The organism is Hydrogenophaga sp., assembly GCF_036675665.1.
Taxonomy (GTDB): domain Bacteria; phylum Pseudomonadota; class Gammaproteobacteria; order Burkholderiales; family Burkholderiaceae_C; genus Hydrogenophaga.
Window position 1 is genome coordinate 1 of sequence record NZ_JAKFEO010000098.1, and the last position, 25,160, is coordinate 25,160.

The following is a 25,160-nucleotide window of genomic DNA, read 5'->3' on the forward strand; positions in this document are numbered from 1 at the left end:
CACGGCGTGGGGCCGTGTTGTCCAAAGATTGGTGCCGACGGCGAGACTCGAACTCGCACAGCTTTCGCCACTACCCCCTCAAGATAGCGTGTCTACCAATTTCACCACGTCGGCTGGTCTGCATTGCCGGCTCACGAGGTCTGTGTGAGCCTTGCTGACAAGCATTGGAGTTTACCCTGAAACCATCCCTCTTTTGAGAGGCAGCGGGCCTTTTTCAACTCGAATGGAAGCTGAGTCGGCGTGCGCATGAAACGCGCGCGCCACCACGATCATTTCGCCGGGATTTGTGCCGGACCGGTGGGCGCTGGCGTCGCCGCGGCAGGCGCCGGAGCGGTGCCCGTTGCTGGCGCAGCGCCGGGAATCTGCTGCGAGGCGTCGGCAGGCTGCGCGGGTGTCACCACGCCTTCGAGCACGCTGCCCGAACTCGGCGCAACAGTGCGCAGGTTGCCGAAGTAAGCCAGGCCCAAGGTGCAGCTCAGGAAAATCGCCGCCAGCACGGCCGTGGAGCGCGACAGGAAGTTGGCACCTCCCGATGCACCAAACAGGCTCGCAGAACCCGCGCCGCCGCCACCAAAAGCTGCGCCCGCATCGGCGCCCTTGCCGTGCTGCATGAGGATCAGGCCGATCATGGCCAGCGCCGAAAGGATCTGCACGGCCAGCAGGATGGTCAACACAACGTTCATTTTTTACTCCGGAATCACGGTTGTCGATGTGCCCTGAAAGGCACGAAAAGGTCAGCGGGCCGAGGCCACGATCTGAAGAAAGTCGGCCGCCTTGAGCGACGCACCGCCGATGAGGCCCCCGTCGATATCGGGCTGGGCCAGCAGGCTGGCGGCATTCGCCGCATTCATGCTGCCGCCATAGAGGATGTGCACGCGCTCGGGATGCTGCGTGGCCGCAGCAATCTGGGCGCGGAGCACCGCATGCACCTGCTGCGCCTGCTCGGGCGACGCAGTCTTGCCGGTGCCGATGGCCCACACCGGCTCGTAGGCCACCACGATCTCGCTGGTGCAATGCGCCACCGCGTGAATGACCGCAGCCAGTTGGCGTTTGACCACGGCTTCGGTCTGATCGGCTTCACGCTCGGCCAGGGTTTCACCCACGCACACGATGGGCGTGATGCCATGGGCCAGCGCCACCTTGGCTTTGTCGGCCACCAGCAGGTCGGTCTCACCGTGGTGCTGGCGTCGCTCCGAATGACCCACGATCGCGTAGCGACAGGCGAAGTCCTTGAGCATGGTCGCCGACACCTCACCGGTGTAGGCACCCTGCTCATGGCTGGACACGTCCTGCGCACCCCATGCGATCGGGCTGCCGGTCAACAACGATTGCAGTTGCGCCAGGTAGGGCGCCGGCACGCACAGGGCCATGTCGACCGCAGGCGTCTGGCCGCCCAGACCATCGAGCATGGCTTTCACCAGCGCCTCGTTGGCCACCAGCGAGCCGTTCATTTTCCAATTGCCTGCGATCAGTGGTTTCATGTCTGAAGTGTCGTCATGCCCAGGTGAGGACAAGCTTGCCGATGTGGCGGTTGGATTCCATGAGCATGTGCGCAGCAGCAGCTTCGCCGGCGGGAAACACCTGGTGGATCACGGGCTTGATGTGCCCTTGAGCCAACAGCGGCCAGACGCGTTCGCGCAGCGCTTGTGCGATCGCGGCCTTGAATGCGATCGGGCGCGGGCGCAGGGTCGAACCGGTGATGGTCAGGCGTTTGCGCAGCACCAGGCCGGCGTTGAACTCGGCCTTCACACCACCCTGCACCGCGATGATGACCAGCCTGCCGTCTTCGGCCAGGCAGTCGATCTCGCGCGCCACGTAGGCACCGGCCACCATGTCGAGCACGACGTTGACGCCCTGCCCGCCCGTGAGGTCGGCCACAGTGGCAACGAAGTCCTGCGTCTTGTAGTTGATGGCGTGATCCGCGCCCAATGCCAGGCAAGCCGCGCACTTGTCGTCGCTGCCCGCGGTGGCGATGACGCGCGCGCCCAGGGCCTTGGCCATCTGGATCGCGGTCACGCCAATGCCGCTGGTGCCGCCCTGAACCAACAGTGTTTCGCCCGCTTGCAGGCGCGCGCGGTCGAACACGTTGCTCCAGACGGTGAAGAAGGTCTCGGGCAGCGATGCTGCAGCGATGTCGTCCAACCCCTCGGGCACCGGCAGGCATTGGCCCACGGGCGCCACGCACCACTGGGCATAGCCGCCACCGGCCACCAGGGCGCACACGCGGTCACCCACCTTCAGGCCGGCGGCGGCCATGGCCGCCGCGTCACCCGAGGCGATCACACCCGCCACTTCGAGGCCGGGAATATCGGACGCGCCGGGCGGCACGGGGTAGTTGCCGGTGCGCTGCAGCACGTCAGGGCGGTTCACGCCCGACGCGCTGACGCGGATCAGCACCTCGCCCGCGGCCGCCACCGGCACCGGGCGTTCACCCAGACGCAGCACCTCGGGCGCACCGAAGCTGCTGATCTCGACCGCTTGCATCACCGTCGGGATCACGACTGGGGCTGCTGCTGCGGCTCGACCGCGTTGCGATCGGCCAGCGCTTTCATGGACAGCTTGACGCGGCCCTTTTCGTCGGTCTCGAGCACCTTCACGCGAACGATCTGGCCTTCGGTCAGGTAGTCGGTGACGCGCTCGACACGCTCGTGCGCGATCTGGCTGATGTGCAGCAGGCCGTCCTTGCCGGGCAGCAGGTTGATCAGGGCACCGAAGTCCAGGATCTTGGTGACCGGGCCTTCGTAGACCTTGCCCACTTCCACTTCGGCGGTGATCTGCTCGATGCGGCGCTTGGCTTCGTCGGCCTTGGCCGAGTCGGTCGAGGCGATGGTGATGGTGCCGTCTTCGTCGATGTTGATCTGGGTGCCGGTCTCTTCGGTCAGCGCGCGGATGACGGCGCCGCCCTTGCCGATCACATCACGGATCTTCTCGGGGTTGATCTTCATGGTGAAGAGCTTGGGCGCGAAGTTGGACACTTCGGTCTTGGCTTCGCCCATGGCTTCCTGCATCTTGCCCAGGATGTGCATGCGGGCTTCTTTGGCCTGGGCCAGTGCGACCTGCATGATTTCCTTGGTGATGCCCTGGATCTTGATGTCCATCTGCAGCGCCGAGATGCCGTTGGTGGTGCCAGCGACCTTGAAGTCCATGTCGCCCAGGTGATCTTCGTCACCCAGGATGTCGGTCAAGACGGCGAAGCGGTTGCCATCCTTGATCAGGCCCATGGCGATGCCGGCCACATGCGCTTTCATCGGCACGCCAGCGTCCATCAGCGCCAGGCAGCCGCCGCAGACGGAGGCCATCGACGAGGAGCCGTTGGATTCGGTGATTTCGGACACCACGCGCATGGTGTAGGGGAAGTCTTCCTTGCTCGGCAGCGCGGCGATCAGTGCGCGCTTGGCCAGGCGGCCGTGGCCGATTTCGCGGCGCTTGGGCGTGCCGAAGCGGCCGGCTTCGCCGGTGGCGAAGGGAGGCATGTTGTAGTGCAGCATGAAGCGGTCTTCGAACTCGCCGGCCAGCGCGTCGATGCGCTGCGCGTCGCGGTCGGTGCCCAGCGTGGCCACCACCAGTGCCTGGGTTTCACCCCGGGTGAACAGGGCCGAGCCGTGGGTACGCGGCAGCACGCCGTTGCGGATTTCGATGGCGCGCACGGTGCGCGTGTCGCGGCCGTCGATGCGGGGCTCGCCGGCCAGAATCTGGCCACGCACGATCTTGGCTTCGATCTCGAACAGCAGGGCTTCGATGGCGACGCTGTCGAAGGCCACGCCTTCGGCTTTCAGGGCAGCGAACACATCGGCGTAGGCGGTGCGGCAAGCCTGGGTGCGGGCCTGCTTGTTGCGGATCTGGTAAGCGGCTTCGAGCTTGGCCTTGGCCAGCTCGTCGATCTTGGCGATCAGCGGCTCGTCCTTGGCCGGCGGCTGCCAGTCCCACGACGGCTTGCCGGCGTCGCGCACCAGCTCGTTGATGGCGGCAATGGCAATGTTGCCCTGCTCGTGGCCGAACACCACGGCGCCCAGCATGATCTCTTCGGACAGCTGGTCGGCTTCGGATTCCACCATCAGCACGGCGGCTTCGGTGCCGGCGACCACGAGGTCGAGCTGGCTGTCCTTGAGTTGCGTCTGACCCGGGTTGAGCACGTACTGGCCATTGACGTAACCCACGCGGGCAGCGCCGATCGGGCCGTTGAACGGGATGCCGCTGACGGACAGGGCTGCCGAGGTGGCGATCATGGCGGCGATGTCGGCCTGCACTTCGGGGTTCAGGCTCACCACGTGCACGATCACCTGGACTTCGTTGTAGAAGCCTTCGGGGAACAGGGGGCGGATCGGGCGGTCGATCAGCCGGCAGGTCAGCGTCTCGAGTTCGCTCGGGCGGCCTTCGCGCTTGAAGAAGCTGCCGGGGATCTTGCCGGCGGCGTACGACTTCTCGGTGTAGTCCACCGTCAGGGGGAAGAAGTCCTGGCCGGCCTTGGCTTCGGTCTTGGCGACCACGGTGGCGAGCACCACGGTGTCGTCGATGTTGACCAGCACGGCGCCGGTGGCCTGACGCGCGATTTCGCCGGTTTCCATCGTGACCGTGTGCGGGCCCCACTGGAAGGTCTTGGTGACTTTGTTGAACATGCTCATGGTTTATCTCCTGGAATTTTTTCCGCCACTCGGCAGAAAACACAGCGTGCGGCAAACCCGCACAAAACCCGGAAACACAACCCAGAACACGATGCCATTCCAGACGGATGGAGCAGGTCGCCGATGGCGCTCAACCCGTTTGGAATGACACAGCTTCGCTCTGTCATCGATGCTTCCGGAATCAAAAAAGGGGGTCAACAAGCAAAAAACGCCCGAGCCAGCGAACCAACTCAGGCGTTTTGTGTGTCAACCCGGGCTCAATTACTTGCGCAGACCCAGTTTCGCGATCAGCGCGACGTAACGCTGGGCGTCCTTGGACTTCAGGTAGTCGAGCAGCTTGCGGCGGCGGCTCACCATGCGCAGCAGGCCGCGACGACCGTGGTGGTCTTTGGCGTGCGTCTTGAAGTGGGGGGTCAGTTCGTTGATGCGTGCGGTCAGGATGGCGACCTGCACTTCGGGGCTGCCGGTGTCATTGGCGGCGCGGGCGTTGGCCGCGACGACTTCGGCTTTGATGGATTGGGCAATCATGGAAATTTCCTGGTGGTTACATGCGTCCCGGCGCAGCAGGTCGGCCTGAGGAGTTGCTCCAAAGCCGGCCGCCGCATCGGGCGTGGGTATGCTGTCCTTTCGAACGGCAACCGCGGATTATAGGGCAGAAGGCGTCAAGTGCCGCCACCCGGCTGGGCGGCGATCCACTGGCGAAGGCGCAGGACGCCCTCTTCCAGCCGGTGGGTGTCGCGGCTGGCAAAGCACCAGCGCAGCCAACCGGCCGCTTCCGGGCTGAAGGCGCTGCCCGGCGCCAGGCCGATGCCGGCCTCGCGCACCAGCCGCTTGGCCACGGCCAGACAGTCGTTGTGGCCCTGCAGCGTGAAGAAGGCATACATGCCGCCCAGCGGCTCGGCCAGCGTCACGCCGGGCACGGCGCGCAACAGTGGCACCAGCGTGTCGCGGCAGGTTTTCAGGTGGGCCACCAGGGCGGGCGTGACCTCGGCGCCGCGCTGCAGGGCCACCGTGGCCCCGCGCTGCACGAACACCGGCGCGCACGAGGTGTTGAATTCGATCAGCTTGCCCATGGCGGCGGTGAGCGCGGCGGGCAGCACCAGCCAGCCCAGGCGCCAGCCGGTCATGAGAAAACTCTTGGAAAAGCTGTGGGCGACGATGACCCGGTCGTCCGGCACGGCCACGTCCAGAAAGCTGCTGGCCGCGCCGTTGGCGGTGTCGCCGGCGTAGTACAGCCGCTCGTAGACCTCGTCGGCCAGGATCCAGGTGCCGGTGCGCCGGCAATGCGCCAGGATGGTGGCCTGCTCGTCGCGCGTCAGGGTCCAGCCCGTGGGGTTGTTGGGCGCGTTGACGATGAGCATCCGCGTGGCCGGCGTGATGGCGGACAGCAAGGCCTCCATGTCCAGCGCCCAGGCACCGGCGCGCGGGCCGGTGCCAAGCACGCGCAACGGCACGCTTTTGACGTTCGCGCCCATGATCAGCGGCTGCGCCACCAGGTTGGGCCAGGCCGGCGTGACCACCACCACCTCGTCACCCGCCTCCACCAGCGCCTGCGACGCCAGCATCAGCCCGTTGACCCCACCCGAAGTGACGGCCAGTCGGTCCATCCAGTGCGCAGCACCGAGACCCGGGTGCAGGCCGTCGGTGTAGACGGCGAGCGCTTCGCGCAATTCGGGCAGGCCGAGGTTGTGCGCGTAGAAGGTTTCACCGGCCTGCAGCGAGGCCATGGCGGCTTCGCGGATGAAGCCGGGCGTGACTTCGTCGCTCTCGCCAAACCAGAACTTGAGCACGTTGTCGCGGCCCAGGCCTTCGTTGGCCACCTCACGGATGCGGGAGGCTTCAAGGTTTTCAACAACGGGGCGCATGAAGGAGGCTTGCATAGACATCAGGGTCGGATCATGTTGCAGCGGTGAGGCTGTTCGGCTTGCTGGGGAGCCAGGTTGCGGATGAGGCGAAAGCCATAGCCCGAGCCTTCGACGTCGAATTTCGCGCCGGGCGCGCCCTTGCGGTCCATCACAGCCACCGCCAGCGGCTGCTGAAACTGGTGGTCGGCGGCGCGCATGCGGGCGGTCTGGCCGGCGAGCGTGACTTCGGCTTTCTCCAGTTGGGCGGCGATGGTGGCCGCATCGACCGGGCCGGCGGCACCGGCGCGTTCGATCGCCTGCGCGAGCGACTCGATCATGAGCTGCATGCGCATGTGCACGTAGTCGTCGGCGGGGTTGGGGAAGCGTTGGCGGAACGATTGGTAGAAGGCTTCGGACTCGCGCGTGGGCACATTGGGGAACCAGTCGGCCACCGCGATCACCTTGCCGATGCCCGCCTCACCCATGGCCGCCGGTGCACCCAGCGCGTTGCCGTAGAAGGTGTAGAACGTGCCCTCGAAACCGACCTCGCGCGCGGCCTTCACCAGCAGCGTGAGATCGTTGCCCCAGTTGCCGGTGAGCACGGCCTGGGCCCCGCTGGCCTTGATCTTGGTGGCGTAGGGCAGGAAGTCCTTCACACGCGCCATGGGATGGAGCTCTTCGCCCACGATCTTCACGTCGGGCCGCTGCGCGGCCAGCTGGCTGCGGCCCTCGCGCAGCACGGCCTGGCCAAAGCTGTAGTCCTGGCCGATCAGGTAGATGCTTTTGAGCTGCGGGTCTTCGCGCAACACGCTCATGAGCGCGGCCATGCGCATGTCGGCATGGGCGTCGAAGCGGAAATGCCAGTAGCTGCACTTCTCGTTGGTCAGCGCCGGGTCCACCGCCGAGTAGTTGAGAAACAGCATCTGGCGCGCCGGCTCGCGCTCGTTGTGCTTGTTGATGGCCTCGATCAGGGCGCTGGCCACGGCCGACGAGTTGCCCTGCGTGACGATGGTGATGTCGCGGTCCACCGCCGAACGCAGCGCCGACAGCGCCTCTTCGGTCTGGCCCTTGCTGTCGAAACGCTCGATGAGCAGCGGGCGGTTGCCTCCGGGCAGTTTCACGCCGCCGCGGGCATTCACCCGCTCGGTCGCCCAGACCAGGTTGCGGTAGACGGCCTCGCCGGTGTTGGCGATCGGGCCCGACAGGCCCTCGATCATGCCGATGCGGATCGGCGCAGGCGCCTGGGCCAGCGACGCGGTGGCGGAAAAAACGCCGATCAGCAGGGCCGCCAGTGCGCGGCGGCGCTGGGCGAAAACGGAATCAAGCAGGTGTTTCATGGGGGGATGGTTGCTCATGGTGTCCGAACGCGGACGTTCGGTGCTTCTGGCGTCTCGGCGCCAGCGCCGGAACCCCAAGGGATCAATGTCAGCTGGCGCCGGCCGGCAGGCCCGGCCCGAGTTCCGACAACGGCCAGCGCGGTTTCACATCGAAGCTGTATCCGCGGCCATCGGCTCCGGAGGCCAGGTCCAGACTGACCAGCCCGGCCTGCACCCGCATGCCGCCGGCCAGCGCGATCATGGCGCCGTTGTCGGTGCACAGGTGCAGCTCGGGGTAGTGCACGCGAACCCCTGCCTTGGCACACGCGGCACCCAGCTGCTCGCGCAACAAGGTGTTGGCTCCCACACCGCCGGCCACCACAAGGCGGCGCAAACCCGTCTGGCGCACCGCCGCCATGGACTTCTTCACCAGCACTTCGACGATCGCAGCCTGCACGCTGGCGGCCACATCGGCCTTTTGCCGTGGCGTCAGCGGATCGGCCAGGTGCAGCGTGGCCGGACCGTCCAGGCTGGCGTGGGCCAGCCTTTTCACCTGGGTCAGCACCGCCGTCTTGAGGCCGGCAAAGGAAAAATCGAGGTCGCCGCTGTGCAGCAGCGGGCGCGGAAACTTGTAGGCCTGGGCGTCGCCCTGCAGCGCCAGCCGCGCCAGTGCAGGCCCGCCCGGGTAGCCCAGGCCGAGCAGCTTGGCCGACTTGTCGAAGGCCTCGCCGGCCGCGTCGTCGATGGTTTCGCCGAGCAGCGCGTAGCGCCCCACGCCGTCCACCCGCATCAGCTGGCTGTGGCCGCCCGACACGAGCAGCGCCACGAAAGGAAATTCGGGCGGGTCGGCGCTGAGGAACGGCGACAGCAGGTGGCCTTCGAGGTGGTGCACGCCGATCACCGGTTTGCCCAGTGCGAAGCCCAGCGCGCAGGCCACGCCCGAACCCACCAGCAACGCGCCGGCCAGGCCGGGGCCGCGGGTGTAGGCCACGGCGTCCACCGCCGACAGGGGCAGGCCGGCCTGGGCCAGCACCGCGTCGGTGAGCGGCAGCACGCGGCGGATGTGGTCGCGGCTGGCCAGCTCGGGCACCACACCGCCATAGGCACGGTGCATCTCGATCTGGCTGTGCAGCGCATCGCCCAGCAGCCGCGGCGTGTGACCGCCGCTGGCGTCGACCAAGGCGACGCCGGTTTCGTCGCAAGACGACTCGATTCCCAAAATCAGCATCGCCCAAGTGTACGGGCGGCATGTTTGTTGCTCACACTAGGCACATGTGTGCACAACTCTCGCGAACATGAAATCGGGCCTGAACTTTCTGGTGGCGGCCAAACGCTGCGAAATCGCCGAACTGCAGCAGCTCGCGCTCACCAGCGCGCTGGTGAATGTGACCGGGCGTCTGGTGCATGCCCTGCAGCGCGAACGGGGCCTGTCCAACCTGTTTCTCGGCTCACAGGGGCATCAGTTTGGCGAGATGCGCGCGAACCAGATCAGGGAATGCCGTCAGATCGAAGCCGAACTGCGCGCCTGCTTTGACGAACTGGACACCGAGTCGGCCCTGGTGGGCAACGGCGCTCGGCTGTTCAGCCGCATCGCCTACGTGCTGCACGGGCTGGATGCGCTGGATGGGTTGCGCTCGCACGTGGAGGCGTTGCAATGGACGACCCAGCAGACCACCGAAGCCTATGTGCGGCTGATCTCGGGTCTGCTGGCGGTGGTGTTCGAGGCGGCGGACACCGCCAGCGATCCCGAGATCTCACGCTTGCTGGTGGCCTTGTTCAACTTCATGCAGGGCAAGGAGTTCGCCGGCCAGGAGCGTGCGGCCGGGTCGGCGCTGTTCGCAGGGGGGCGCGCCGAGGCGGGCGAACAGCAGCGTCTGCTGCACCTGATCGAGTCGCAAGAGCGCTGCCTGGAGGTGTTCACCGAGTTTTCGAAAGCCCAGGCCGTGGAGCTGTGGAATGCCACCCAGGCCAGCGCCACGCTGGCCGAGCTGGAACGGCTGCGCCGGGTGCTGTGCACGGCCGCCCACGGCTCGCCGCTCAATGCGCAGATGAGCCAGGCGTGGTTTGACTGCTGCAGCCGGCGCATTGACCGCATGAAGACGGTGGAGGAGCGCCTGGCGCTGGACCTGCTGCAAGCCTGCGAGCAGAAGATCGTCGCGGCCAATGCCGAGCTGAACAGCTTTTGCGCGCTGCAAACAGGCACCGCCCCCGAGGCGGACGTTCTGTCGTTCTTCAGGGCGCCGAACGCCCAGGACAGCAGCGGTTTCGGCACCGGCGCCCAGAGTTACGGCCTTCACCTGGAGCGCTCGATCCTGGAACTGGTGCAGGGGCAGGCACGGCGCCTGCAGACCATGAGCGAGGAACTCGACACCGTGCGCGCCAGCCTCAACGAGCGCAAGCTGATCGAACGCGCCAAGGGCCTGCTGATGGCACACCGCCACCTCAGCGAGGAAGAAGCCCACAAGACCATTCGCCAGATGGCCATGAACCAGAACCGCCGGCTGATCGAGGTGGCCGAAGCGGTGCTGGCGATGGCCGAGGTGCTGCCCGAACGCCGCCCCTGAGGCTGCGGATGCCGCGGCTGGTGCTGCGGCGCACAAAATGGGTGCCTGCATGTGCCGCGCGCACCAGATTGACACCGGCGGCACGCCATTCCAGACCTGATGCCACCGCATCAGGAATTCTGATTTTTTCCTTTTAAATCAACCGCAAAAGCTACGCGCGCAGAAAAATTCCGGCACTGGCACGCTCCCTGCTCTGAGATCCACAACTGGGTCGGAGCCAATGGCGGTTCGGATCCCCGTCTTTCCAGACACAGGACAACGGCGTCCATCACGTTCCGGCCTACGGCCGGCACTGCGATGGGCGCCGTTTTTGTTTGGGTCGTGCTTTCCTCTTTTCGGTTCTTTCTTTTTGTTCTTGTTTCCCGCTTTCACCTTTCACAGGAGTTGATCATGACGACACCATTGAATGCCACGTCCCCTTCGCGCCGCGAGGTCATCCAGAAAGCATCGGCGCTGGGTGCCGCGGCCCTGGCAGGCGGCCTCATGTCGAGCCGTGCCCAGGCCCAGGCCACGGGCACTCCGGAGACACGCGCAGCCAAGCTGGGCTTCATCGCCCTGACGGATGCGGCCCCCTTGTTCGTCGCCGACGAAAAGGGCTTCTTCAAGAAGCACGGCATGACCGATGTCGAGGTGCTGAAGCAGTCGTCGTGGGGCACCACGCGCGACAACCTCGTGCTGGGCTCCGGCAAGGGCGGCATCGACGGTGCGCACATCCTCACGCCCATGCCCTACCTCATCAGCACCGGCGCGGTGACGGCCAACAACATCCCGGTCCCGATGAACATCCTCGCGCGCCTGAATCTGGGTGGCCAGTGCATCTCCGTGGGTGACGAGTACAAGGACCTCAAGGTCGGCGTGAACACCAAGGAGTTCGGCAAGGCCCTGCTGGCCAAACGCCTGAAAACGGGCAAGCCGGTGAACGCGGCGATGACCTTCCCCGGTGGCACGCACGACATGTGGATCCGCTACTGGATGGCCGCTGGAGGCGTGGATCCGAACAAGGACATCACCACCATCGTGGTGCCACCCGCGCAGATGGTGGCCAACATGAAAGTGGGCAGCATGGACACGTTCTGCGTGTGCGAACCGTGGAACCGCCAGCTCATCAACCAGAAGATCGGCTACACCGCGCTCACCACCAGCGAGCTGTGGATGAACCACCCCGAGAAGGCTTTCGCCATGCGCGCGGACTACGTGCAGGCCAATCCCATCGCCACCAAGGCCTTGCTCAAGGCCGTGATGGAAGCGCAGATGTGGTGCGAGGACCCGGCCAACCGCGCCGAGGTGGCCGAGATCTGTTCGCGCAGGCGCTGGATCAACGCACCCGTGGCCGACGTGATCGACCGCGTCAAGGGCGACTTCGACTACGGCACCGGCCGCGTGGAGGCCAACAGCAAGTTCCAGATGCGCTTCTGGAAAGACCACGCGAGCTACCCGTTCCAGAGCCACGACCTGTGGTTCCTGACGGAGAACATCCGCTGGGGCTACCTGCCCGCGAACATCGACACCAAGGCCTTGATCGCCAAGGTCAACCGCGAAGACCTCTGGCGCGCCGCGGCCAAGGAGCTCGGCGTTGCCGCCAAGGACATCCCCACCTCCACTTCGCGCGGCGTGGAGACCTTCTTCGACGGCAAGGTGTTCGATCCGGCCAACCCGAAGAAGTATCTGGACAGCCTGAGCATCAAGTACATCAAGAGCGCCTGAGTCATCGAGCCCGCCGTTTCCCTTTTTCGATCCGGAGCAACCCGCATGAACACCACCGAAACCATCGAGCCCATCCGGCTGGCCGCGCCAGCTGCGCCATCGGCGCTGCCCGGCTGGCTGAAATCCGCGTCGCGCGTCTTCGTCAACCACGTGCTTCCACCTCTGGTGGTGATCGGCCTGCTCCTCCTGATCTGGGAGATGCTGGGCTCGCGCCCGGGGGCGGCGCTGCCCGCGCCCAGCAGGGTGGTTGAAGACACCTGGGAGCTGATCCTGCACCCGTTCTACGACAACGGCGGCAACGACGTCGGCGTGGCCTGGCAACTGCTGGCCAGCCTCAAGCGCGTGGCCTACGGCTACTCGCTGGCTGTGGTGGCGGGTGTGAGCCTGGGCGTGCTGGTGGGGCAATCCACCTGGGCGCTGCGCGGCCTGGATCCGCTGTTCCAGGTGCTGCGCACCGTGCCGCCGCTGGCCTGGCTGCCGATCTCGTTGGCCGGGTTCCAGGACGGCCAGCCCTCGGCCATCTTCGTGATCTTCATCACCTCGATCTGGCCGATCATCATCAACACCTCGATCGGCATCCGCAACATCCCGGAGGACTACCGCAACGTCGCCCGCGTGATCCGGCTCAACGGCATCGAATATTTCATCAAGATCATGCTGCCCGCGGCCGCGCCCTTCATCTTCTCCGGCCTGCGCATCGGCGTTGGACTGTCCTGGCTGGCCATCATCGCGGCCGAGATGTTGATCGGCGGCGTCGGCATCGGCTTCTTCATCTGGGACGCGTGGAACTCCTCGCGCATCAGCGACATCATCCTCGCGCTCGTCTACGTGGGTCTGATCGGATTCTTCCTCGACCGCGTGGTCGCCTGGATCGGCCGCGCCGTCACCCGCGGCACCTCAGCCAGCTGAGCAGCGACAACCGGAGCACACCATGAGCAACGCCTACCTCACCATCTCCCGCGTCGACATGACCTTCACCGGCAACAACGGTGTGGTCAACCCGGTGCTCAAGGGCATCGACCTCACCGTGCAGCGCGGCGAATTCATCTCGCTGATCGGCCACTCGGGCTGTGGCAAGTCCACCGTGCTCAACATCGTGGCCGGACTGCTCAGGGCCACCGCCGGCGGCGTGATCGTCGACGGCCGGGAGGTCAATGCGCCCGGCCCTGACCGCGCCGTGGTGTTTCAGAACCATTCACTGCTGCCCTGGCTCACGGTCTACCAGAACGTGGAGATCGCCGTGGCCAAGATCTTTGCCACCAGCAAGACCCCGGCCGAGCGCAAGGAGTGGATCCTGCACAACCTGAACATGGTGAACATGTCGCACGCGCTGCACCGGCTGCCATCCGAAATATCGGGCGGCATGAAGCAACGCGTGGGCATCGCCCGGGCGCTGGCCATGGAGCCCAAGGTCCTCCTGCTCGACGAACCCTTCGGTGCGCTCGACGCACTCACCCGCGCCCACCTGCAGGACGAGGTGATCCGCATCCAGGGCGAGTTGGGCAACACCGTCATGATGATCACGCACGACGTGGACGAAGCCGTGCTGCTGTCCGACCGCGTGGTGATGATGACCAATGGCCCCGCCGCCTCCATCGGCCAGATCCTCGATGTCCCTCTGCCGCGACCACGCAACCGCATCGCGCTGGCGGAGAACCCCGTCTACAACCACTGCCGGCAGGAGATCCTCACCTTCCTGTACGAGAAACAGCGCAAGGTCGAGTCCATCTCCAGCGCCCGCCAGCCGCAAGGCGCGGCGGCTCAACTGACCATGAAAGCCTGAGGTGAAGCCCGCAGGCACATGGGAGCCGTGCTGCACCGCACAAAAGAGGTGCCTGCCCTGCAACAGGCGCACCAGAATGAAGCCCGCCAACCCGGCCTCCTCGCCCGCCCGAGCAGCGCCCGGCCTTTGATTTTCTTTCTTTAAATCAATAACTTGGGAAGCATTCCAGCCAGACCCTGGATCTGGCACGCTCCCTGCTTATTTCAAATCAGCAGGTTCTGAGCCAACGACGGCTCGGCACCCCCAGTCATTCCAGACACAGGACAACGGCGTCCATTTCCAGCTGATCCCGATCGGCCAGGAGATGGACGCCGTTGTGCATTCCGGCCCCCCTTTTTTGACCATCAGCAAGGAGTTACCCATGGCCTCTTCGTCGCACAACCTCAACCGCCGCCGCTTCGCCACCAGTGCCCTCGCGCTCGCCGGAGCGTCCGGCCTGGGCTTGCCGGCCCTGGCCCAGAAGGTCGGGCGGCCAGAGAAGGAAGCTCTGAAGTTCGGCTTCATCAAACTGACGGACTGCGCCCCGCTCGTGGTGGCCTACGAAAAGGGCTACTTCGAAGACGAAGGCCTGAACGTGACGCTTGAAGCCCAGGCCAACTGGAAGGTGCTGCTGGACCGCGTGATCGACGGTCAACTCGATGGCGCGCACATGCTCGCGGGCCAGCCGCTGGGCGCCACCATCGGCTTCGGCACCAAGGCCGACATCGTCACCGCCTTCAGCATGGACCTCAACGGCAACGCCATCACGGTGTCCAACGCGGTCTGGGCCGAGATGAAGCAACACCTGCCCATGGAAGGCGGCAAGATCGTGCACCCGATCAAGGCCGATGCGCTGAAGAAGGTGGTGGACGCCTGGAAGAAGCAAGGCAAGGCCTTCAAGATGGGCATGGTCTTCCCCGTCTCCACGCACAACTACGAGCTGCGCTACTGGCTGGCCGCGGGTGGTCTGAACCCTGGCTACTACACCTCGACCGACATCAGCGGCACCAGCAAGGCCGACGTGCTGCTCTCCGTCACCCCACCACCCCAGATGCCGGCCACCATGGAGTCGGGCACGATCCACGGCTACTGCGTGGGTGAGCCCTGGAACCAGCAGGCGGTGTTCAAAGGCGTGGGCGTTCCCGTGATCACCGACGACGAAATCTGGAAGAACAACCCGGAAAAAGTGTTTGGCGTGACCGGTGCCTGGGCCAAGGCCAATCCCAACACCCACATCGCCGTCGTCAAGGCGCTGATCCGCGCGGGCCAATGGCTCGACGCCTCCATGGCCAACCGCATCGAAGCCGTGAAGATGCTGTCCAAGTCGCAGTACGTGGGTGCCGACGAGGCCGTGATCGCCAACAGCATGACGGGCACCTTCGAATACGAGAAGGGCGACAAGCGCCCCGCGCCCGACTTCAACGTCTTCTTCCGCAATTTCGCGACCTATCCCTTCTACAGCGACGCCATCTGGTACCTCACGCAAATGCGCCGCTGGGGCCAGATCACGGAGGCCAAGCCAGACAGCTGGTACCTGGAAACCGCCAAGAAGGTCTACCTCCCCGAGGTGTACATGCAGGCCGCGAACGCGCTGGTGGCACAGGGCAAGCTCAAGGCCACCGACCTGCCCAAGACCGACGGTTTCAAGGGCGTGCAGACGGGCTTCATCGACGGCGTGGCCTACGACGGCCGCAAGCCCAACGACTACCTCGCCAAATTCAAGATCGGCCTGAAGCCCGCTGACAAGGTCTGACCATGGAACTCGTGAACAAACTTCTTGGCGGCGGCATGGTCGCCCTGCGCGACCCACGCGAACTGGGCCGCGCCTTCGTGATGTCCGTTGGCGTTCCCGTCATGGCCTTCGCACTTTTCCTGGCGCTGTGGTCCGCCGCGGCTTCGCGCATCCAGACCAGTCTGGGCGCCGTGCCGGGCCCGGTCCAGGTGGCCGTGCAGGCCAAGGCGCTGATTGAAGAGCACTTCTCCGAGCGCGCGCGCGAAGCCGCCTTCTATGAGCGCCAGATTGCGCGCAACAAGGAGCGCCTGGCCGAAGACCCGACCTACGAGCCCCGCAATTTCCAGTGGACCGGCAAGCGCACCTACATCGACCAGATCATCACCAGCCTCTACACCGTGTTCGTGGGATTTTTGCTTGCCACCGTCGTGGCGGTGCCGCTGGGCATCCTGGCGGGGACGTCAAAGATCGTGCAGGCGGCCATCAACCCGATGGTGCAGATCTTCCGCCCGGTCTCGCCACTGGCCTGGCTGCCGATCGTCACGCTGATCGTCAGCGCGGTCTACGTGACCACGGGCGAGCCGATGTTCCAGAAATCGTTTCTGATCTCGGCCATCACGGTCACGCTGTGCTCGCTGTGGACCACGCTGATCAACACCGCCATCGGCGTGACCTCGGTCGACAAGGACCTCGTGAACGTGGGCAAGGTGTTGCAGTTGCCGCTGACCACCCGGGTGCGCAAGATCGTCCTGCCGTCGGCCCTGCCCTTCATCTTCACCGGCATGCGCCTGTCGCTCGGCGTGGGCTGGATGGTGCTGATCGCCGCCGAAATGCTGGCGCAGAACCCCGGGTTGGGCAAGTTCGTCTGGGACGAGTTCCAGAACGGCAGTTCCGATTCCCTGAGCCGGATCATGGTGGCCGTGTTCACCATCGGCCTCATTGGCTTCGCCCTGGACCGCCTGATGCAGCTGCTGCAGAACCTGGCCGCGCACCGCTGACCCCGCAGGAACCAGAAGCATGAACCTCGCCCTGAAAACCCAGGACATCTTCCGCCCGATCGCGCCGGCAGCGGGGCCTGCGTCCGGCCCTGCGCTGGTCGCCGTGCCGACGTCCGCGGCGCTCGAACTGCGCAACGTCAGCAAGTCGTATGGCCATGGTGGCGCACGCACCGAAGTCCTGAAGAACCTCAACCTGCGTGTCGAGCCCGGAGAGTTCGTGGCCATCGTCGGCTTCTCCGGCAGTGGCAAAACCACGCTCATCAGCCTGCTGGCGGGTCTGATTGCCGCCGACCAGGGTGACGTCCTCAAGGGGGGCTCACCCATCACCGGGCCCGGGCCGGACCGCGGCATCGTCTTCCAGAACTACTCGCTCATGCCCTGGCTGAGCGTGCGCGACAACGTCGCCCTCGCGGTCGACCGCGTGTTCGCCAGCGAAAACGCCAGGCAGCGTGCCGAACGCGTGCGCCGCTACGTGTCCATGGTCGGGCTCACGCCAGCCATCGACAAGAAACCGGCTCAGCTCTCCGGCGGCATGCGCCAGCGCGTCTCGGTGGCGCGGGCACTGGCCACCGACCCCGACGTGCTGTTGCTCGACGAACCCCTGTCTGCCCTGGACGCCCTCACACGGGCCAACCTGCAGGACGAGATCGTCCGGATCTGGAGCGAAGACCGCAAGACCGTGGTGCTGATCACCAACGATGTGGACGAGGCCCTCATGATGGCGGACCGCATCATCCCGCTGGACGTGGGCCCCGGTGCCACGCTGGGCCCATCGTTCACGGTGGACATCCCCCGCCCCCGCGACCGCCGCGCCATGAACCACGACCTGCGCTTCCAGCAGCTGCGCAAGGAAATCACCCAATACCTGATCGCGCTCTCGCACCGGACCGCGGCGCAACAACGCGGCCAGGTGATCGCGCTGCCCACCCTCGTCCCACGCGGCAGCACGGCACGCGACATCAGCCCCACGCTGGCCAGCCGCACCCACATGCGCCACGCCGCGCTGGCCGAGCGCATCGAAGGCGAACTGCGGCAGTCCGTCGTTGCGCTGCCCGCGACAGCCAGCGGCGCGCGCCCCTCCGACGATCGTTTCGTCGAGTTCTCCCAGTTGGTCAAGGTCTACCCCACACCCAAGGGACCGCAGACCGTGGTGGACGGATTCGACCTGAAGATCCGCAAAGGCGAGTTCATCTCGGTCATCGGGCATTCGGGATGTGGCAAGTCCACCGTGCTGTCGATGATGGCTGGCTTGACCGACATCACCGAGGGGGTGATCGTTCTCGACGGCCGCGAAGTGGCGGACGCAGGCCCGGACCGGGGGCTGGTGTTCCAGGCCCCCAGCCTGGTGCCCTGGCTCAGTGCGTTCGACAACGTGATGCTCGGTGTGGCCCGCGTCTTCCCGCACGCCACCGAGGCCGAGCGCCGCGACACGGTGGGGTACTACCTCAACCGCGTCGGCCTGGGCTCGGCCATGAAGAAGCACGCCAGCGAGCTCTCCAGCGGGATGAAGCAACGCGTGGGCATTGCCCGCGCCTTCGCCCTCAATCCCAAAATGCTGCTGCTGGACGAACCCTTCGGCATGCTGGATTCGCTCACCCGATGGGACTTGCAGGAGGTTCTGATGGAGGTCTGGTCGCGCAGCCAGGTCACCGCCATGATGGTCACGCACGACGTGGACGAAGCCATCCTGCTGGCCGACCGCGTGGTCATGATGACCAACGGACCGCGCGCGAAGATCGGCAAAGTGATGGAAGTGACCCTGCCACGCCCGAGGACCCGAGAGGCGCTGTTGGCGCATCCGCGCTACTACGAACTGCGCGAGGAACTGATCGGCTTCCTCGAAGAATGCGGCAGTCAACACTGATCGCCCCACCCGCCATTCACACCGCGCCAACCCACAAAGGGGCATGCTTTCGGGCATGCTCCTTTTTTTGTCGCCTTGGCCGGCCCAGTCTTCACCGTGTTGGTGCAGAAAGCCCATGCCCGGCCCGCCACCCATGCCCTCAAATCGGGCATGGAATTTGCTGAGTCAACTGCGAGGCTAACGACGGCCTTTCAGTTGCAACAGGCTGCCGGCTCCGGCGGTCTGGCGCGCCCCATGCACCGCACCCGGCATTGCGATCCGGACGTCTGCGGCGTGGGTTCGATCTCTTCCCCACATTCCCCTCACAAAGGTCCACGCCATGGCGGGTTTCCGTACGTTCCTGAAAGCAGGCCACAGCCCCACGCTGCTGGCCTCCTTCATCTACTTCACCTACTGCTGCGGCGTCTGGGTCACCAACGGGGCCATGGCCCCCTTCATCAAGGACTCGCTCAACCTGAGCCCGGCCCAGCTCGGCGTCATGCTCTCGGTGCCGATCTTTGCCGGTGCGCTCATGCGGTTTCCGCTCGGCATCCTCGCGCAGTACATCGGCCGCAAGAACGCCACGCTGGTGGAAATGGGTGGCATCGCGATCGCGCTGCTGTTCGGCTATTTCTACGTGGAGACCTTCAACCACCTGATCGCCATGGGCGTGCTGCTGGGCATCGCGGGCGCCAGCTTCGGTGTCGCGCTGTCGCTGGGCTCTGGCTCTTTCCCGGCGCGCTACAAGGGCCTGGCCATGGGTCTGGTGGGTGCGGGCAACGTGGGCACCTCCCTGTCGGCCCTGCTGGCGCCGCAGCTGGCGCAAGCCTATGGCTGGAAGACCGTGTACGGCATCGCCGCGCTGGGCCTCATGGTGCCGGTGCTGGTGATGATCTTCCTGGCCAGGGAACCCGACGACGTGGACAAACACGCCGGCCTGCGCGAACACGTCGCCTGCCTGTTCGAGAAGGACGGCTGGGCCTTCAGCGTCATCTACGCCATCACCTTCGGCGGCTTCATCGGCCTGGCCACCTTCCTGCCGAGCTACTACTACGACCAGTTCGGCGTGAGCAAGGTGCAGGCCGGTCAGCTCACCATGCTCGCGGCGTTCATGGGCGCGGCGCTGCGCATCTTCGGCGGCTGGATCTCCGACCACTGGGGCGGCATCAACACGCTCACCGCTGTGTTGATCATCATCTCCGTCAGCTTGCTGGCCTGCGGCCTGGCCGGTGGCTCGCTGGTGATCACCACCCTGTTGCTGATGTTGTGCTTCGCGGCACTGGGCGCGGGCAATGGCGCGCTGTTCCAGCTGGTGCCCTTGCGCTGGCCGCTGTCCACCGCCGTGGCCGGCTCCATGATCGGCGAGATCGGTGCCCTCGGTGGTGGCCTGGTGCCCAACGCCATGGGCCTGTCGCGTCAGTACACCGGCACCTACCTCTGGGGCTTCGCGCTGTTTTCGGTGCTCGCGCTGCTGGTGTTGCTGATGATGCGTTCGATGCAGATCCGATGGACACGCACCTGGGCGGAGAAAGGTGGCCGCGCACGCAGCGCGTGAGCCCTATGTCGGCAGAAACAGCAGCCAGTAGATCAACAACACATTGAACAAGACGCTGAGACCCAGCAGCAGCTTCCACAGCATCGTGGGATCGCGTTGCAGCAGCGCCGATGCCGGCGGCATGGTCAGCGGCCGGGACGCACCGCGCTCCAGTGCCAGCAAAAACTCCTCAGCGGTCTCGAAGCGCAGCGACTGCTCGCGCGCCACGGCCTTCTGCACCACATGGTCCAGCCAGATCGGCACCTCGGGGTTGTGGCGGCTGGGGGGCGTCGGGTCGCGGTAGTAGCGCCCCACCTGGTAGGGCAGCACCTGGCCATAGGGCAAGCGGGCGGTGAGCAACTGATAGAGCGTGACGCCCAGCGCGAACAGATCGCTTCGGGCATCGGGCAGCTCCTTCGTCTCGGCGTCGGAGGCACCGGTTGCCTGCCGCGTGTTGTAGCCCCACTGCTCGGGGTTCACGTAGCTCGGCGTGCCGGCGTGCAGCCGTCGCATGCTCTCGGGCTCACGCCCGCTCAGGGCCACACCGAGGTCGAGCACGCGCAACACGCCATCCTCGCCCTGGTGCAGGTTGGCGGGCTTGATGTCGCGGTGGATCACGCCCTGGCGGTGCATGCGGCCGAGCACGCGCAGGGTCTGCATGGCGATCTGCACCGCCTGGCCGGGTGCGAAGCGCTGTGACCGGTCCAGCATCTGCTGCAGGGTCTCGCCGCTGTGCCAGTCGTACAGCAGGTAGTAGGCGCTGCGCGGCCGCTGCGTGGGCAGGCTCTGGTGCAGGCACACCAGGTTGTCGGCCGCGCGCGAGGACTGCATGCGCCGCGAGAGCCAGGCTTCGTGCGCGAGCATGGCGCGCTCGTCCTGGTCGTGTGCGCGCGCGGGGTGCAGTGTCTTGAGCGCATACAGCGTCTGCGTGGCGGGATCGCGCACCTGGTAGAGCAGGTTGATGCCGTTGTCGGCCACCGGCGCGGTCACCACGAAGCCGTCGATCTGGTCGCCCACCTTCAGGCGCGGCGCCATGGGCAGGGCATGGGCCAGGCGGCTGGCGTCCTCCAGGTTGGGGTCGAGCAGGCCCAGCACACGCACCACCATGGCGGTGAGGTTGTCGTCGCTGCCCGCAGCCAGCGCCGCCTCCACCAGGCGTTCACAGGCGACCTGCGCTTGCACGGCAGGGTCGGCGCAGTCGGCGAGGCGGCGCTCCGCCAACTTGCCGTGCACGCCGTCGGTGAGCAGCACGAAGATGTCGCCCACCTGCAGGTCGCCCTGCACGTAGTCGACCACGAGGTGGTCTTCCAGGCCCACGGCGCGCAGCAGCTGGTGCCGCAGGTCGGGGTGGTTGACCACGTGGTCGTGCGTGAGCAGCAGCGTCTGGCCCTCGCGCAGCAGGTAGCAGCGCGAATCGCCCACGTGGGCCAGCGTGTACGACTGGCCGCGCAGCACCAGCGCGGTGAGTGTGGTCAGGCCCATGGCGGGCTGGCGGCTGCGGTTGACGCCGGCCAGCCAGGCGTTCTGCGCGCCGATGATGCGGTCCAGCGCCACCGTGGTGTCCCAGGTCTCGGGCGTGCCGTGGTAGTCGCGCACCAGGCTGGTGACCGTGGTCTGGGCCGCTTCCCGCCCCATGCCGCCGGTGCTCACCCCATCGGCAATGGCCACGATGGAGCCCATGTCCTCCTGCCCCGCTGGCGGCAGCATGGCGGCGCAGAAGTCTTCGTTGTTCTCCTTGCGGCCCGCCAGGCAGACAAAACCGATGTCGATGTCAAAGGCCATGCGGCATCACCCCATCAGCATCTGCATGCTGCGTTCGTATTCGGCCGAGAGCTGCTCGAAGGCTTCGAGCAGGCTTTCACTGGCCGCCGCCAGGCCTTCGAGGCGCAGCAGCCGATCGCGCCCTGCCGGACGCTGGATGTGGGCGGCACCGGCGAGCACCTTGTCCCATTCCAGCGCCGCGGCATCGAGCGTGCGGCGAATCTCGGGGGTGGACAGGGGCAGGCCGTTGAGCAAGGCCAGGCCCGACTCGAATTCCCGCTGCGCCCCAACCATGGCAGCGTCACTGCCCGGCGCGCGCGCACCGGCGTCCAGCAGATCCATCAGCGCGCACTTGGCAAACCGCTGGGACAGCATGCGCTGGCGCCCGGCGATGTTGAGCAGCTTCAGCGGCGGGGCCGAGCCCGCGCTCTCCAGACTCGCCGTCAGGCGATCGGCATCGTGCAGCAGGCGCTCGGCGAGTTCGTCCACCGGCAGCACCTGCGCGGCCGCGGGCTTTCCTTTGAGCGTGGGCTTGAGGCGCTGCCAGGTGCCTTCCACCTGGGCCAGCAGGTCGCCGAAGGTGGGGGCCGAGAGCGTCTTGCCCAGCAGCGCGATGTTGGCGTCGATGCGCTGGATCGAGTCGTCCAGCAGCGCCTGCTGCTGGCGCGTCTGCACCTCGGCCAGGCGCAGCAGGTACAGCTTGACCAGGCGCTGCGAGAGCATGCGCAGCTGCCCGGCCCGGTTCACCCCTTCGGCGAAGTGGGCCGACTGGATGATGTGCTGCGACACCTGGCCCAGCCGCTGGTTGCTGTGCATCGAGGCGGTGCGCAGGATCTGGAAGGCGTCGTCGTCGGAGACCTGCCGCGCGCGCATCAGGATGCCCTTGGCCCGCTCCACCGCCTTGCGGTCCTCGAAGCGCTGGGACACATCGCGCAACTGCTCCTGCAATGCCTGTTCGCGCCGGAAGCGCGCCTGCGCGAGGTGGATGAGCGGGCGCAGGCGCTGCGCCCCGTAGCCATTGACCACGTAGGCGTGGATGCCCGCGGCCATCGCCGCTTCGATGTGGCCGGCGTCGCTGTCGGTGGTGAACACGATCACCGGACACGCTGCGGTGTCGGCCAGCGCCTGGGTGGCCTTGAACAGTGCATCGGTGGGCGCGGACACCTCGCCGATCACCAGATCTGGTGCATGGCGCACGACGCCCTGCACCAGTTTGCTGCACCCATCCTCCTGAGCGAGGACCTCGATGCCCATGGCTTGCAGGTCGAGCGCGAGCGGCAGCGTGGCCTGGGGACCGCTCCGAAAAACCAGCGCAGATGTCATATGAATCAAAAGCTTGTGAGTGAAAGCCGGGCCCGCACCCTGGGCTGCGGCAGGCCGCGTGACGGTCTGCGGCGCGCACCGCGCACACCGGGGAACGGGTTTCGAATGATATGGCACACGTTTTGCATGGTTCACCTCGGACGTGACGAAGCGTCTGACCCCGACCGCAGTGTCGCGGGACTGTGCACAACGACGTGCGCAGCGAGAAAACGGGGCCCGCCATGTGGCGCGCCTCAGCCCGGCTTCTCGGCCGGAACAACCGCATATCCCTGTCTTTTCTGGTGACCCTGGCTCACGGCGCGCGTGCGCGCACCGGTCACTGGCACGGGGTATGCACCTGACGCCAAGCGAATCACAACTGGAGTAGCCGCGATGAAAAAATCAAAACTGGTGATGGTGGGCAACGGCATGGCCGGTGTGCGCACGCTCGAAGAACTGCTCAAGATCGCCCCCGACCTCTACGACATCACGGTGTTCGGCAGCGAGCCCCACCCCAACTACAACCGCATCCTGCTCTCGCCGGTGCTCGCCGGTGAGCAGACGCTGGACGAGATCGTGCTCAACGACTGGGCCTGGTACACCGAGAACGGCGTGACCCTGCACGCGGGCAAGACCGTGACCGAGGTGGACCGCATCAAGCGCGTGGTGCGCGCCACGGATGCGGACGGCAGCGTGATCGAAGCGCCGTACGACCGCCTGATCATGGCCACCGGCTCCAACCCCTTCATGTTGCCGCTGCCCGGCAAGGACCTGCAAGGCGTGCTGGCCTACCGCGACATCGCCGACACGCAGGCCATGATCGACGCGGCCACGAAATACAAACATGCGGTCGTCATCGGCGGCGGCCTGCTCGGCCTGGAGGCGGCCAACGGCCTGATGAAGCGCGGCATGACGGTGAGCGTGGTGCACGTGGCGCCCTGGCTCATGGAACGCCAGCTCGACGACGTGGCGGGCAAGCTCTTGCAGCAGTCGCTGGAGACGCGCGGCATGAACTTCCTGATCGGCGCGCAGACGCAGGAGCTCGTGGGCAACGAAGAAGGCCGCGTGAAGGCGATCCGCTTCAAGGACGGCACCGAGCTGCCGGCCGACCTGGTGGTCATGGCCGTGGGCATCCGCCCCAACACGGCGCTGGCCGAGAGCATGCGCCTGCACGTGAACAAGGGCATCGTGGTGAGCGACACGCTGCAGACCGTGACCGATCCGCGCATCTACGCGGTGGGCGAGTGCGCGGCACACCGCGGCATCGCCTACGGCCTGGTGGCGCCGCTGTTCGAGCAGGGCAAGGTGCTGGCCACGCACCTGGCCGAGTTCGGCATCGGCCGCTACACCGGTTCGCTCACCTCGACCAAGCTCAAGGTCACCGGCATCGACCTGTTCTCCGCCGGCAACTTCACCGGTGGCGCCCACACCGAAGAGATCGTGATGAGCGACCCCTCGGGCGGTGTCTACAAGAAGCTGGTGATCCAGGACGACAAGCTGGTGGGCGCCTGCCTGTATGGCGACACGGTGGACGGCTCCTGGTACTTCAAGCTGCTGCGCGACGGGCGCAGCGTGGCCGACATCCGCGACAAGCTGATGTTCGGCGAATCCAACATCGGCGACGTGGGCCACCAGGGCCAGAGCAAAGCCTCGGCCATGGCGGACTCCGACGAGGTCTGCGGCTGCAACGGCGTGACCAAGGGTGCCATCTGCAAGGCCATCAAGGACAAGGGCCTGTTCACGCTGGAAGAGGTGCGCAAGCAGACCAAGGCCAGCGCCTCCTGCGGTTCGTGCACCGGTCTGGTGGAGCAGATCCTGATGTTCACCGCGGGTGGCGACTACTCGGCCACGCCGAAGATGAAAGCCATGTGCGGCTGCACCGACCACGGCCACCAAGCGGTGCGCGAAGCCATCCGCACGCCGCTGCCCGACGGCGGCAAATTGCTCACCACGGCCCAGGTGTTTGCCCACCTGAACTGGAAGACGCCCAACGGCTGCGCGAGCTGCCGCCCGGCCATCAACTACTACCTGATCAGCACCTGGCCCAAGGAAGCCAAGGACGATCCGCAGAGCCGCTTCATCAACGAGCGCTCGCACGCCAACATCCAGAAGGACGGCACGTATTCGGTGATCCCGCGCATGTGGGGCGGCGAGACCACGGCCGACGAGCTGCGCCGC

Annotated in this window: 19 protein-coding genes and 1 tRNA gene; 9 read left to right on the plus strand and 11 right to left on the minus strand. The window is 66.1% G+C overall.

Going from position 1 to position 25,160, the window contains the following annotated elements; genetic code table 11:
- Window positions 1-29: 29 nt before the first annotated feature.
- The 9 genes from V6M63_RS21855 to tsaD form a co-directional block, all read right to left on the minus strand.
- A tRNA-Leu gene (locus tag V6M63_RS21855) sits at window positions 30-114 on the minus strand.
- Between the two features lie 155 nt (window positions 115-269).
- Complete coding sequence (gene secG, locus V6M63_RS21860; RefSeq protein WP_332745328.1) at window positions 270-683, minus strand: preprotein translocase subunit SecG; 414 nt, start codon at window positions 681-683, stop codon at window positions 270-272.
- Window positions 684-734: 51 nt separating this feature from the next.
- A complete protein-coding gene (tpiA, locus tag V6M63_RS21865) occupies window positions 735-1,481 on the minus strand; it encodes a triose-phosphate isomerase (protein ID WP_332745330.1) in 747 nt (248 codons plus the stop codon).
- Between the two features lie 13 nt (window positions 1,482-1,494).
- Window positions 1,495-2,484 carry an NAD(P)H-quinone oxidoreductase gene (locus V6M63_RS21870; protein WP_332745356.1) on the minus strand — a complete coding sequence of 330 codons (990 nt, stop codon included), beginning with the start codon at window positions 2,482-2,484 and terminating at the stop codon, window positions 1,495-1,497.
- Between the two features lie 11 nt (window positions 2,485-2,495).
- A complete protein-coding gene (pnp, locus tag V6M63_RS21875; RefSeq protein WP_332745332.1) occupies window positions 2,496-4,622 on the minus strand; it encodes a polyribonucleotide nucleotidyltransferase in 2,127 nt (708 codons plus the stop codon).
- A gap of 261 nt (window positions 4,623-4,883) precedes the next feature.
- On the minus strand, window positions 4,884-5,150 hold the full coding sequence (gene rpsO, locus V6M63_RS21880) for a 30S ribosomal protein S15 (RefSeq protein WP_056273781.1): 267 nt from the start codon (window positions 5,148-5,150) through the stop codon (window positions 4,884-4,886).
- Between the two features lie 134 nt (window positions 5,151-5,284).
- Window positions 5,285-6,487: a pyridoxal phosphate-dependent aminotransferase gene (locus V6M63_RS21885; RefSeq protein WP_332745358.1), complete on the minus strand. Its 1,203-nt coding sequence runs from the start codon at window positions 6,485-6,487 to the stop codon at window positions 5,285-5,287.
- A 20-nt stretch (window positions 6,488-6,507) separates the two neighbouring features.
- Window positions 6,508-7,803, minus strand: coding sequence for a branched-chain amino acid ABC transporter substrate-binding protein (locus tag V6M63_RS21890; RefSeq protein WP_332745334.1), 1,296 nt, complete (start codon window positions 7,801-7,803; stop codon window positions 6,508-6,510).
- Between the two features lie 88 nt (window positions 7,804-7,891).
- Complete coding sequence (tsaD, locus tag V6M63_RS21895; RefSeq protein WP_332745336.1) at window positions 7,892-9,010, minus strand: tRNA (adenosine(37)-N6)-threonylcarbamoyltransferase complex transferase subunit TsaD; 1,119 nt, start codon at window positions 9,008-9,010, stop codon at window positions 7,892-7,894.
- A 67-nt stretch (window positions 9,011-9,077) separates the two neighbouring features.
- On the opposite strand from tsaD, the gene V6M63_RS21900 reads away from it, so the two are divergent.
- The 8 genes from V6M63_RS21900 to V6M63_RS21935 all read left to right on the plus strand — a co-directional run bounded on the left by V6M63_RS21900 (window position 9,078) and on the right by V6M63_RS21935 (window position 19,940).
- The gene (locus V6M63_RS21900) at window positions 9,078-10,346 is read left to right on the plus strand and encodes a nitrate- and nitrite sensing domain-containing protein (protein ID WP_332745338.1); all 1,269 of its coding nucleotides are present in this window, start codon (window positions 9,078-9,080) and stop codon (window positions 10,344-10,346) included.
- A 390-nt stretch (window positions 10,347-10,736) separates the two neighbouring features.
- On the plus strand, window positions 10,737-12,050 hold the full coding sequence (locus tag V6M63_RS21905; protein ID WP_332745339.1) for a CmpA/NrtA family ABC transporter substrate-binding protein: 1,314 nt from the start codon (window positions 10,737-10,739) through the stop codon (window positions 12,048-12,050).
- Between the two features lie 45 nt (window positions 12,051-12,095).
- Window positions 12,096-12,959 (plus strand): nitrate ABC transporter permease, encoded by an 864-nt coding sequence (gene ntrB / locus V6M63_RS21910; protein ID WP_332745340.1) that lies wholly within the window; start codon window positions 12,096-12,098, stop codon window positions 12,957-12,959.
- 22 nt (window positions 12,960-12,981) lie between these two features.
- Window positions 12,982-13,833 carry an ABC transporter ATP-binding protein gene (locus tag V6M63_RS21915; RefSeq protein WP_442909634.1) on the plus strand — a complete coding sequence of 284 codons (852 nt, stop codon included), beginning with the start codon at window positions 12,982-12,984 and terminating at the stop codon, window positions 13,831-13,833.
- Window positions 13,834-14,194: 361 nt separating this feature from the next.
- Window positions 14,195-15,565: a CmpA/NrtA family ABC transporter substrate-binding protein gene (locus V6M63_RS21920; protein WP_332745342.1), complete on the plus strand. Its 1,371-nt coding sequence runs from the start codon at window positions 14,195-14,197 to the stop codon at window positions 15,563-15,565.
- Between the two features lie 11 nt (window positions 15,566-15,576).
- Window positions 15,577-16,542: an ABC transporter permease gene (locus V6M63_RS21925; RefSeq protein ID WP_332745344.1), complete on the plus strand. Its 966-nt coding sequence runs from the start codon at window positions 15,577-15,579 to the stop codon at window positions 16,540-16,542.
- Between the two features lie 19 nt (window positions 16,543-16,561).
- The gene (locus V6M63_RS21930) at window positions 16,562-18,406 is read left to right on the plus strand and encodes an ABC transporter ATP-binding protein (protein WP_332745346.1); all 1,845 of its coding nucleotides are present in this window, start codon (window positions 16,562-16,564) and stop codon (window positions 18,404-18,406) included.
- Window positions 18,407-18,725: 319 nt separating this feature from the next.
- On the plus strand, window positions 18,726-19,940 hold the full coding sequence (locus V6M63_RS21935; RefSeq protein WP_332745348.1) for an MFS transporter: 1,215 nt from the start codon (window positions 18,726-18,728) through the stop codon (window positions 19,938-19,940).
- Between the two features lie 3 nt (window positions 19,941-19,943).
- Here V6M63_RS21935 and V6M63_RS21940 read toward each other — a convergent pair whose 3' ends face one another.
- Both V6M63_RS21940 and V6M63_RS21945 read right to left on the minus strand, forming a co-directional pair.
- Window positions 19,944-21,701 carry a bifunctional protein-serine/threonine kinase/phosphatase gene (locus tag V6M63_RS21940; RefSeq protein ID WP_332745350.1) on the minus strand — a complete coding sequence of 586 codons (1,758 nt, stop codon included), beginning with the start codon at window positions 21,699-21,701 and terminating at the stop codon, window positions 19,944-19,946.
- Between the two features lie 6 nt (window positions 21,702-21,707).
- Window positions 21,708-23,003: a type IV pili methyl-accepting chemotaxis transducer N-terminal domain-containing protein gene (locus V6M63_RS21945; protein WP_332745352.1), complete on the minus strand. Its 1,296-nt coding sequence runs from the start codon at window positions 23,001-23,003 to the stop codon at window positions 21,708-21,710.
- 372 nt (window positions 23,004-23,375) lie between these two features.
- Here V6M63_RS21945 and nirB point away from each other — a divergent pair.
- A partial coding sequence (nirB, locus tag V6M63_RS21950) for a nitrite reductase large subunit NirB (protein ID WP_332745354.1) occupies window positions 23,376-25,160 on the plus strand: 1,785 nt, incomplete at its 3' end.

What these genes read in the sequence shown, in the direction of transcription:
- V6M63_RS21900 (WP_332745338.1), top strand. Translation starts at nt 9,078, where the DNA reads ATGAAATCGGGCCTGAACTTTCTGGTGGCGGCCAAACGCTGCGAAATC.
- secG (WP_332745328.1), bottom strand. Translation starts at nt 683, where the DNA reads ATGAACGTTGTGTTGACCATCCTGCTGGCCGTGCAGATCCTTTCGGCG.
- V6M63_RS21890 (WP_332745334.1), bottom strand. Translation starts at nt 7,803, where the DNA reads ATGAAACACCTGCTTGATTCCGTTTTCGCCCAGCGCCGCCGCGCACTG.
- V6M63_RS21905 (WP_332745339.1), top strand. Translation starts at nt 10,737, where the DNA reads ATGACGACACCATTGAATGCCACGTCCCCTTCGCGCCGCGAGGTCATC.
- V6M63_RS21940 (WP_332745350.1), bottom strand. Translation starts at nt 21,701, where the DNA reads ATGGCCTTTGACATCGACATCGGTTTTGTCTGCCTGGCGGGCCGCAAG.
- V6M63_RS21935 (WP_332745348.1), top strand. Translation starts at nt 18,726, where the DNA reads ATGGCGGGTTTCCGTACGTTCCTGAAAGCAGGCCACAGCCCCACGCTG.
- tpiA (WP_332745330.1), bottom strand. Translation starts at nt 1,481, where the DNA reads ATGAAACCACTGATCGCAGGCAATTGGAAAATGAACGGCTCGCTGGTG.
- tsaD (WP_332745336.1), bottom strand. Translation starts at nt 9,010, where the DNA reads ATGCTGATTTTGGGAATCGAGTCGTCTTGCGACGAAACCGGCGTCGCC.
- V6M63_RS21885 (WP_332745358.1), bottom strand. Translation starts at nt 6,487, where the DNA reads ATGCGCCCCGTTGTTGAAAACCTTGAAGCCTCCCGCATCCGTGAGGTG.
- V6M63_RS21920 (WP_332745342.1), top strand. Translation starts at nt 14,195, where the DNA reads ATGGCCTCTTCGTCGCACAACCTCAACCGCCGCCGCTTCGCCACCAGT.
- V6M63_RS21945 (WP_332745352.1), bottom strand. Translation starts at nt 23,003, where the DNA reads ATGACATCTGCGCTGGTTTTTCGGAGCGGTCCCCAGGCCACGCTGCCG.
- pnp (WP_332745332.1), bottom strand. Translation starts at nt 4,622, where the DNA reads ATGAGCATGTTCAACAAAGTCACCAAGACCTTCCAGTGGGGCCCGCAC.
- V6M63_RS21915 (WP_442909634.1), top strand. Translation starts at nt 12,982, where the DNA reads ATGAGCAACGCCTACCTCACCATCTCCCGCGTCGACATGACCTTCACC.
- V6M63_RS21870 (WP_332745356.1), bottom strand. Translation starts at nt 2,484, where the DNA reads ATGCAAGCGGTCGAGATCAGCAGCTTCGGTGCGCCCGAGGTGCTGCGT.
- ntrB (WP_332745340.1), top strand. Translation starts at nt 12,096, where the DNA reads ATGAACACCACCGAAACCATCGAGCCCATCCGGCTGGCCGCGCCAGCT.
- V6M63_RS21930 (WP_332745346.1), top strand. Translation starts at nt 16,562, where the DNA reads ATGAACCTCGCCCTGAAAACCCAGGACATCTTCCGCCCGATCGCGCCG.
- rpsO (WP_056273781.1), bottom strand. Translation starts at nt 5,150, where the DNA reads ATGATTGCCCAATCCATCAAAGCCGAAGTCGTCGCGGCCAACGCCCGC.